Annotated in this window: 1 pseudogene; it reads left to right on the top strand. The window is 40.8% G+C overall.

The annotated features are described in order from the left end of the window. Nucleotides 1-376 precede the first annotated feature (376 nt). A pseudogene (locus R7Q48_RS31055) lies at nucleotides 377-519 on the top strand (DNA mismatch repair protein MutT); the annotation flags it as partial.

Consider the following 519-nt stretch of genomic DNA (forward strand, 5'->3'; position numbering starts at 1 on the left):
CATTGTCCCTGCCATAGCCATCATTAAACTTGTTTTTTTCATCTTTATCTCCGCATGGGATAGGCGAGTATTGCCTTGATTATAGGCAACTTTCGTCAATTATTGTCTTATCGATGTTAAAAGTAAGAAGGGCGTAGACATATTTAGAAGAATTTTAGACATTTCTCATAAAGAGCTTGCTAGTACGTCACATCTGTTGCGGATACATAGTGAATGTATCGAGCGTAAGCCGCTCAACAAAACGCGATCTCGTGAACGGTTTAGTACACTTTCATTGGGTTAGGTATCGCTACTTTGGCTTGCTTATTAACACAACGATGATTTAAAGGGTGAACTCCGGTAGTATGCGCGCATCATATTTACGGCGGTATTTTCGATGAGACATTTACAATCGACCATTCATCCAGAACTCGATCATCTGGACGATAAAATTATCTTTCAGCGTCATGCAGCGCGTGCCATTGTACTTGATGGTGAAGATGTGTTGTTGCTCTACACAGAGCGTTATCACGATTACAC

It is taken from the genome of Vibrio sp. 378, from assembly GCF_033339435.1.